Annotated in this window: 5 protein-coding genes; all 5 read left to right on the top strand. The window is 39.8% G+C overall.

The genetic code is table 11. The annotated features are described in order from the left end of the window. Positions 1-595 precede the first annotated feature (595 nt). Positions 596-1,894: a group II intron reverse transcriptase/maturase gene (gene ltrA / locus I4V44_RS08775; RefSeq protein ID WP_118759549.1), complete on the top strand. Its 1,299-nt coding sequence runs from the start codon at positions 596-598 to the stop codon at positions 1,892-1,894. A 583-nt stretch (positions 1,895-2,477) separates the two neighbouring features. Next, positions 2,478-3,494, top strand: a complete 1,017-nt coding sequence (locus tag I4V44_RS08770) for a PD-(D/E)XK nuclease family transposase (RefSeq protein ID WP_271724900.1) — start codon at positions 2,478-2,480, stop codon at positions 3,492-3,494. Between the two features lie 291 nt (positions 3,495-3,785). Further along, the gene (locus I4V44_RS08765; RefSeq protein WP_196002608.1) at positions 3,786-7,706 is read left to right on the top strand and encodes a hypothetical protein; all 3,921 of its coding nucleotides are present in this window, start codon (positions 3,786-3,788) and stop codon (positions 7,704-7,706) included. 218 nt (positions 7,707-7,924) lie between these two features. Next, positions 7,925-8,638 carry a hypothetical protein gene (locus I4V44_RS08760; protein WP_196002607.1) on the top strand — a complete coding sequence of 238 codons (714 nt, stop codon included), beginning with the start codon at positions 7,925-7,927 and terminating at the stop codon, positions 8,636-8,638. A 22-nt stretch (positions 8,639-8,660) separates the two neighbouring features. After that, on the top strand, positions 8,661-10,223 hold the full coding sequence (locus I4V44_RS08755) for an Ig-like domain-containing protein (protein ID WP_196002606.1): 1,563 nt from the start codon (positions 8,661-8,663) through the stop codon (positions 10,221-10,223). The last annotated feature ends 23 nt before the right edge of the window (positions 10,224-10,246 follow it).

Below are 10,246 nucleotides of genomic sequence, written 5' to 3'. Positions count from 1 at the left end.
AAAAATCCAGAATATAAGCCCAGAATCGTTGAATTTTCAGCATTCTGGGCTTAAGTTGACCACATTGGGGTCTGACCGTGCGTCCAGCAAAGGGTATATAGTCCGGTGGGTGGAAGCCCCATCAAATAAGCTGTTAACCACAGCATTTGAAGCGAGTCTTGAGTCTGTTGCGGTAACGTGCAGGCTAAGCGTAGACAGCAAGATAGCAGGGATAGCTATGGAGCACCGAAATCCCAAAGTATCAGAGGGTCGACACCGTGGTCAGGGTGGAAGACAATATATGCACTTATCGTTATGGTGAGATTTTGCATGCCTCTGCGGTGTTGTTGAAACTATTCATGTCAGACAGGGACTATATGTCAACTGGAGAGGACCTGCATTTTCTTTTCAGAGTGTGTAAATGAAAAGTATGTCCTCCAACCAAAAGAAGAAAGACAAACGAAGTGCAGGTAGTCGGAGGCCCGAACAGTACCGGTGAAGGTGTGAACAAAATAAATACTGGAGGGAAGTCGAGAGAGAACTGTGCCTCGCAGTTCTGGCCTGCGAAACTATATCAAAGAGGAAACATTAGCTATACACAGAGATAGGGGAACTAATGGAAACGAAATTGGCGAGAATATCACAATTATCAAAAGAAAACCCAGACATGGTCTTTACATCACTGGGGCATCTTATCAATAAGGAGATGCTTGAGAACTGTCATGTCCAGATGGATGGAACGAAAGCCGTAGGAATAGATGGAGTTACCAAAGAAGAATACGGAAGAAATCTGGAAGAAAATCTAGAAGCCCTTATAGAAAGTTTGAAGAAGAAATCCTATAAGCCTAAACCAGCAAGACTGGTAGAAATACCAAAGGACAATGGGAAGATGCGGCCACTTAGTATCTACTGTTATGAAGACAAGCTGGTACAGGAAGCACTGCGCAGGATACTGGAAGCAGTATTCGAGCCAATGTTTTATGATGAGATGATGGGATTCAGACCCAACAGGGGCTGCCATAAAGCAATCCGCAAACTAAACATAATGCTGGAAAGGAAACCGACGAATTATGTTCTGGATGCGGATATAAAAGGATTCTTCCAGCATCTTGACCATGAATGGATTGTGCGTTTTATAGAATCAAGGATCAAAGACCCGAATATTATCCGCCTTGTCAGACGAATGCTGAAAGCAGGAATTATGAATAACTATGAATTTGAAGCAACAGAGGAAGGAAGTGGACAAGGTTCCGTCTGCTCTCCGATAATTTCCTGTATCTATATGCACTATGTGCTGATATGGTGGTTCAAAGAGGTGGTAACGCCGATGTTAAAGGGATATGCAGGTCTGGTGGTCTATGCTGATGATTTTGTGGTGACATTCCAATACAAATCAGATGCAGTATGGTTCTATGAACACTTAAAACATAGAATGGGACACTTTGGATTAAGCCTTGAAGAAGAAAAGAGCAGGCTGATAGAGTTCGGACGATACGCAAAGGAAAGATGCAGTAAAAGTGGAACGAAGCCAGGTACCTTTACTTTCCTAGGTTTTACACACTACTGTTCCAAAAGCAAGAATGGTAGATTCAGAGTGAAGAGGAAAACCAGTAAGAAGAAGTTTGCGAAGAAATGCAGAGAAATAAATCAACTGATGGGACACATGAAAACATGGAAACTGAAAGAGATTACTGCTAAACTCAATCAGATACTGACTGGTTATTACCATTACTATGGAATCACAGACAATACAGAAAGAATAACAGCATTTCGATACCACGTAATGAAAAGTTTATTCTACTGTCTAAATCGGAGGAGTCAAAAGAAAAGCTACAACTGGGTAGAATTTCTGAATATGATAGATAACAGCTATCCACTGGTAAGACCCCGAATATATGTCAGTGTATATAATTGATAAATGTGAACGATTCGTTTCGCAAAGAGCCGGATGCGGGAAAGCCGCAAGTCCGGATTCTGTGAGGGGCGTACGACCGCAAGGGGTGCGTCTACTCGACATCGAAAATAACCGGAAAGATAATAATCTCCACATAAAAGAACTCTAAAATTTATATAACATAAAATTCCTTACCCATACATAAAACCATCCCAGCTATATGAATAATGTACATAGTCATTATCCAAAGGGTCTGAACATCTAATTTCCAAATAAAAAAATCCTGAATTTTTCATAAAGCCAATTTTCTTTAAAAAGGACCACATTGGATTCAGACCCAACAGGGGCTGCCATAAAGCAATCCGCATTTATGAGCTACTGGGGTCAGATCATCGAAAAAATCCGGGAAGAAAGTAATCTTTACATAAAATGATACAGAAATTTTTATAAAGCAAGAAGAACAGAAATTTCCAAATAGGACTCCTATCATCATTACGATAGGGGTTCTTTTTTGTCAAAATTTATTCTATGATTGTCGAAAAGTTTCTCTGGTAAACAAACAACAGCTCTGATAAAATATAAATACAAAATATGTGACAGGGAGGTGACATCCATAGTACATCAGACAGATCTGGCACAGACGATAGACCTTGCCGCAGAACGTGCAAGATATGACGAATGTGCCAAGAAACTATTAACCTATAAGGCAGTTGCTGCCTGGATCCTCAAATCCTGTACAAAAGAATTTTCCCAATACAGTGTTAAGTTTATCTGCGAAAACTGCTTAAAGGACAACATCGAAGTTTCCAGCCGGGCAGTGCATCAGGATCAGCCTGACCATACCTGGACACTGGATGGAAACGAACGGATAGACAGTCTTAATTCCGAGGCAAATGCAATCAGGGAACAGACTGTGTATTATGACATCCGTTTCAGGGCATACATCCCTGGCAGCGCAGAGCCGGTGCAGCTGATCATCAATCTGGAGATCCAGTTAAATGACACTCCGGGATATCCGTTAGTTACAAGAGGTTTCTATTACTGCGCAAGAATGATATCCGAACAGTATGGGACTGTCTTTACCGGAGAACATTATGAAGAACTCCAGAAAGTCTACAGCATCTGGATCTGTCCGGATCCGGCAAAAAAACGCAGGAACGGAATCTTCCGCTATCACACAGTACAGGATACGGTATTGGGGAAACCTTATGAAAGTCCGGACAGCTATGACCTTATGGAAGTTGTGATCGTAAACCTGGGTGATGCTGATAAAGAAAGTGATTTGGAGATCCTTGATCTGCTGAACACACTCTTTTCTCTTTCCATATCGCCGGAAACAAAGAAAGCCCGTCTTCAGGATGATTTCGGCATTGCCATGACAGAAGAATTTGAAAGCGAGGTGCAGGATATGTGTAATCTTGGAAAAGCACTTGTTGAACAGGGTATTGAACAGGGCATCGAACAGGGCGTGGAACAAGGTGTAGAACAGAAAAATCTGTCCCTTGCAAAAATGATGCTCGAAGATAAAGAACCAATTGACAAAATTAAAAAATATACCGGTTTTGCCACAGATAAGCTGGAAGAGATTGCAAAATCTATGGGAATGACTTTTACAGCCTAAAGTTCTAAATGATACCTTTATAATTCTGTATGAAACTATACTCAACAAGTAACAAGTTTATTACATAATGTGAAAAAAGCTTTCAATCGCATCTTTTCGGATATGATTGAAAGCTTTTTTGCGCATTAAATACAGACCTTTTTGAATATAATTATGTATTTTCATATAAAAATCTATAAAAAATTAGTTATAAATCATATAACGCATATACTTTAACAAATAATCATCATTCCTTACACTAAATTCCTATACAAAATCAACCTGTCCACCACCCAAAGGGGAACTATAATCATGACAAAGATTAAAAACACAAAGAAGGGCATGGCAAAAAAGACATTAAGCATGTCACTTGTTGTTGCAATGCTTGCTACTTCTAATGTGCCGGTATGGGCTGCTGAGTTCAGTGATGGCAGTGAAACATCAGTTACTACAGAAGCTCCGGCTGCAGAAGCATTCTCTGATGATGTTGCAGAAGCTCCTGTTGTAGAAGACAACACAGCTGATGTTGCAACTGAGTCTTCTACTGGTAAAGAATATACCGCAACTTTAACACCTATGACGTACAATGGTAAAGCTGTAGATAATACAATTGTATGGGGGTCCGGAAATTTATCAACATCAGTTACAGTAACAGATAATAATGTCTTTACTGGAACAAAACCGGATTTAAAGGTTGCTTGGAAAGTTGATGGAAAGGTTGTAGGTACTGAGCTACCTCTTACAGCTGGTAAGCCTCAGACTTGTAATATTAATATTGATTCTTCTCTTGTTGGTAAAAAAGTAACATTATTTGTTTACGCTGTTGATTCTAAAGATGAGATGAAATGGAGTTATACTTCTAACGAAATCACCGTAAATGCAAAAAAGACCGCTGATGTTGTAAGTGCAACCGCTGCCGATGTTACATATACTGGCGAAATTCAGAAAGCTGTTCCAACAATTAAAGCTAAAACAGCTGATACAGGATTAAATGCTACAGGAACTTTGGCTGACCTTGAAAAAGTATATACCGTTGGCTATGACGAAAATAGTGACTATGTAAATGTAACAGATAAACCAATCACAATTACATTAACACCTAAGTCATCAGCATATACAGGCTCTATTACAGCAACTTATAAGATCTTACCAAAAGATTTATCCGCTTTTGATGGTGAGATGGTTGCTACTTTAAAGAATCCGGTTCTTAAATATAACGGAAAAAGCACTGACACTATTAAAGTTAAAAAAGAAGATATTAAGTTAGTGGATAAAAAAACAGAAACAATTGACTTATCCGACTACCTTGCAGCAGATAAAGATGGTTATGTAAATGTCTGGTACAATGCTGATTCCGTATGGATCAGTTTGATCAATGGAACTCCGAAAACTGGAAACAAAAACTATAACATTACTCCAGTAGCGGAACAGAATAGAAGAATCAAATCCACTAACATTTTTGAAGTTCAGGCACGTGATCTCAGTACTGTGGAAGCAACTATTACTCCTGTAAAGGCACCGGCATCTGGAACTGGCAAAGTTCCATCTGTTACTGTTACATACAAAGATAAAGATACAAAAGATATTTTAACTCTTGATACTGATGTAGATGTTACCATTCCAAATGATGCTACTAAAGTTGGTACATATACTGTTACAATTACTCCTAAGTCAGGTAATACTAAAGTAACAGGATCAACCACTGCTGTATTATCTATCTATGCAACAAACATTGCAGATGCTGTTTTCAAAAAAGGTACTACAACAACAGAAGGTGTAACTTCCGGTGTTTATAGCATTGGAACTGGTATAAGTAAATATTATACAGGTGAACCTGTAACATTTACAGCTGATGAAATTGGTGTACCAACATATCAGGGTGCTCCATTAAAAGATACTGATTATGAAATCAAATATTCCGATAACACCAATGCAGGTACCGCTAAATTAACATTAGTTGGTAAAGACAGTTATGTGAACAGCAGCAAAGAATATAATTTCACAATCAACAAAACACCAGTTACAGAAGTAACTAGAAATGAGTATGTTGAAGAAATTGCTGATGCAAAACCAGAAGATTATAAGACTGCAATGGGTCTGGTAGTTAAGGCAAAAGTACCGGGAACAAACAAAGTTTTAACACTGGAAGAAGGCAAAGACTATACAACTGCATATGAACTTACTACCGATAGTTATGGAAAAGCAATAGTTAAAGCCACAGTTACATTAAAAGCTAACGGCAACTTTACAAATCCAACCGGTGGTACTGCAATCCTTACGCAGACCTCCACTATTACAAAAGCAACCTTAAAACCGGAAAACATCAAGTTAAGAGAAACTTCTTTCACATACAATGGACAGGCTGTTGAGCCGGCATTTGATGTAGTTGTAGGTGGACACATTCTTCCAGGACCAACAGCTACTGCACCAGCCAAACCAGCATATACTTATACTTACACAAATAACGTAAATGCAGGTACTGCTACCCTGACTGTCAAAGGCACAGGAGATTACAAGGGAACTGCGAGCATCACTTATACAATCCAGTCTGCGGATGCTTCAAAATTAAAAGGAACTATTGCTACAAAACAATACAGGGGATATTCTCTGGAAGTTCCGGCTGATGAGATTGATCTTACCCTGGACGGAAAGAAGATTGATGTTGCAAAGAACTTTACACTGACTTATGGTGAAAATGTTAAGGTTGGTGAAGGTACTGTAACTCTTACACCTAAAAACAATAACTTTACAGGAACTAAGACATTAACCTTCAACATCTGCGGCGAAATGTTATCTACCACAAAACCAAGCACATTCGAGTATCTTGATGCGAATGGATTTGTAGTTACCGATGCTAAAAAGAATTTTGATTATGATGGTACTGCTCAGACATTTGCAAAAACTTCTCTGGTAAACAACACTGGAAAGACTTTAACTGAAGGCACCGATTATGAAATCAAATATGTAGATAACGTATATGGAAAGAAAGGTACTGACAGTAAGCAGTATGCAGCTGTTCTTGCAGTAGCAAAAGGCAAATTCGGTGGAGACCTTACTACTACAGATAAAACAAACGGTATTTCCGTAAAAGATGGTGTATACACAGATGCAGCCGGAAACAAAACTGTAAATGTATTTGCAATTGACTTTATTGAAATCAATCAGCAGGATGTTGCAGCTACAAACGTAACCGTTTCCAACGGAACATATGCAGCAGGTCTTCCTGTGAAACCGGCAGTTTCAATCGTAGTAAAAGGAAGAACTCTTGTTGAAGGTACAGATTATGATCTGAATGTATCTGCTAACAAAGATGTTGTAAATGCTACTGAAAAGAAGAGCCTTACAGTCACAATCGAACCTAAGAATGGATATAAAACAGCAACTGGTGCTAATTTAACATATTCATGGGGAATTGACAAATTTAATCTTGCAAATGCAGATGTAACTGTTAAAGATGGAAAACTGTCTGTTAAATGCGGTAAAGTTGAAGTAGATACAGCAGACTACACAACAACTGCAAACAATGACGGAACAACAACTGTCGCAGCTGCAAAAACAAGCAAAAACTATACAGGTTCTAAAACTGTTAAAACAAACGGTGCAACAGAAGCAGAAAAACCAGCTGCTCCAATGATCAGCAGCGTTAAAGTTGTTGGCAACAAAGCAACTGCAATCCTTTCCGGTGATTCCGAAGGTGCTGCAGGTTACGATTATGTAATCTCTACAGACCGCGACTGCATCACAAACAAAGATTACGCTTCTGTAAACAAGAATCAGGTTCAGACCTCTACTACATTTAAATATGTACAGCAGGGAACATACTACGCATACTGCCACGCTTGGAAACGTGACGAGAACGGTAAGAAGGTATTCAGCGACTGGTCTAACGCATATCCATTCGTTGTATCCGCAATCACACCGGACGCTCCAGTTATCACAAACGTTAAAGTAAGCGGATCTACTATTAAAGTAACATACAAAGCAGCTGCAAATGCAACTGGTTACGATGTAGTACTGGGAACTGGCTCCAAGAAAGAAAACGGTGAGACACGTCCATACCAGTATGGCAATCACAAGAAACTGAACCTCAAAGAAGGTACAGTAACAGCAACATTCAAGAACGTACCAAAGGGAACATGGGTAGTTGGAATGCATGCATTCAACAGAACATCCGAAGATGGAAAGAAAGTCTTCAGCCCATGGTCAAACCTGAAAAAGGCTACTGTTAAATAATCCATTTGGGTAATTAATACAGATTCCTAAAAAGAAGGCTCCGGTCATTGCGACCGGAGTCTTTCTTTATCGGCAATTTTGCACGCTAAATCAACATAATCTGTCATGGACGCTGTGAAAGTTGTGTGCTATATTGAGTATATAGGAATGCTCCAGACAGCTGTTCCTGTCTGAAACGTTCAGTTAACTCTAACATACACTTTTAGGAGGGAAAAAGAATGAAGAAAACAAGCAAAAAATTACTCTCTTTTTTACTGGCGTTTGGAATGATCCTTTCCATGTTTGCAGTGACCTCTGCTACAGGTTGGGCGGCAGATGAACATGTTCCTGCATCGGCAACCTTAGTTGCCTATCCGAAGCCGGCAACAGAATCCCTGGCTTCCTTATCGTCCAAAGTTTCCAGACTAAAATCAAGTAATAAGGCAGTTGTCACTGTCAAACTGTCAAAATCCACCTACGGCACTTCACAGACATACTATACGATTCTGGCAGTCCCAAAGAAAGCCGGTACAGCTACTGTTTCTTTTAAATGTCAGGGTAAAACATATAAAATAAAGGTAACTGTTAAAAAATATGTAAATCCTGTTAAATCAGTAAAGATCGGCGCAACTACTGTTCCGGGTTCCAGATTTAAATCTTCTTCTGAAACAAGTCTCAGCTACACAAAATTTGCCGGAAAGAAAGTAAAAACAACGGTTACTCTTGCAAAAGGATGGAAGCTTGACAAACTTTACATATATAGTGGAAATAATCCTGCGAATGGCAGTATGAAACCTGCGATCGAATACCTGCAAAAAGGATGGATGCGCAGTGAATCCGTGGCAAACGGAAGCAAGATCCCGGTAGCGGGAGGCAAAGGTTTCAGGATCATGTTTACTGCAGTTAATTCTAAAACCGGTATCAAAGAACGTATAACTATCGAACTTAGATAAAGGGGAAAAGAGGGCTCTGACAATGGAAGGGATTCATCATCAGAGTAATATCACTTTTGTCATTAACACTCAGGATATGACGCTTATTAATTCAGATATGCCTTATTGCAGCCATTCCCTTAATCAGTTTGTTGTAAATGACGGTTCTCATGTATATTTTCTGGATCATGGGGATGCTTGTTACAGAGGTCTGATCCTGTCCTCCTTCTCCGCATATTCCGGCGGATATATCGCTCAGGATCGTGCGGTAAATATCTTTCCTTTTATGGGGGCTACAGGTGATAATTATACCGGATGCGAGGTAACCGGATTTTCTCTGGCAGGAAATAATCTGATCACAGTAGGCAAGTCTGTTCCCCATGGTTTTGCTGTGAATGGACAGACCGGATATGAGAATCTTAACAAAAATATCTTTATGATAATCACAGATAAGAACAGTATGGCTTCCAGATTTATCTGGCTCACTCAGTATTCACCGTCAGGTGCAAAAATAACCCTGACAGAACCAAAACTTATCCCTGTAGGAAATAATCAGTACGCAGTCCTTTTCTCAGAGGAAACCTCCGACCAGAGCGTTCTGCATTATCTCCTTATGGATGCTTCCGGGAACGTAATATTATCCAAGTTATACAAGAATGTAACGATCCAGACGGATTCCCAGCCGATCTTATGGGGACGTAATATTGTATGGGTATCCGGAAATTATGATAATGGCAGCTATGACAGTTCCCGCACATACCTGTATGAAATCCCCGTAGTGACAACTCCACTTAATGGAATTGCTCTGAACCAGACAAATCTGACAATTGACGAAGGCAATACACAAAAACTCACACCTTCCTTTACACCATCTAACTCTGATGATGTAAAAGATGTGGTCTGGACAAGCAGTAATCCTGGGGTTGCATCTGTCTCAGAGGATGGAACCATTCAGGGGAACGGTTATGGTCAGGCAGTAATCACTGCTTCTGCCGGAGATTTTCAGACCCAGTGTCAGGTGACGGTAAAGGTATCTGAGAACAACACACCACTGACAAAACCGGTGCTGAAACTTTCCCAGAAATCTGCAGATCAAATACATTTAACCTGGAAAAAGGTTCCGGGTGCCAAAGGATACCAGATTTACTGCAGGACAGATTCCCAGTCTTCTTATAAGCGGATAAAAACTCTGAAAACAGGAGCTGTCAGTTTCGATGCAGATGTAGTACCGGGAGTAACCTATTCATTTAAAGTCCGTGCTTATGGAACCAACGCAAGTGGAAAAAACAAATATTCTAAATTTTCAGCGGTGAAATCAAGAAAAGCTGCTGTCCCGGCTCCATCTAAGGTTTCATGTAAAATGAGTAACGGTGGTACAGAGGTTTCCTGGACAAAAGTAGCCGGTGCTTCCGGATATGTAATTTATCGCAATGGTTCCGCTGCCAAAACAGTGAAGTCCTCTGTCTCAACCTGGAAAGACACAAAGGCTTATGATTCCCAAACAGGCATGTACTGGGTTTATAATTATTATGTAAGAGCTTTTAAGACAGTAAACGGTAAGCGAATATACAGTAAGCCCACAAAAACAGTAAATTTTTACTCGTAAATTATAAAACTACAAAAAGCACT

This window comes from Blautia sp. 1001283B150304_161114_C9 (genome assembly GCF_015668165.1).
GTDB lineage: Bacteria > Bacillota > Clostridia > Lachnospirales > Lachnospiraceae > Blautia_A > Blautia_A wexlerae.
This window is presented reverse-complemented; position numbering and strand designations above follow the sequence as displayed.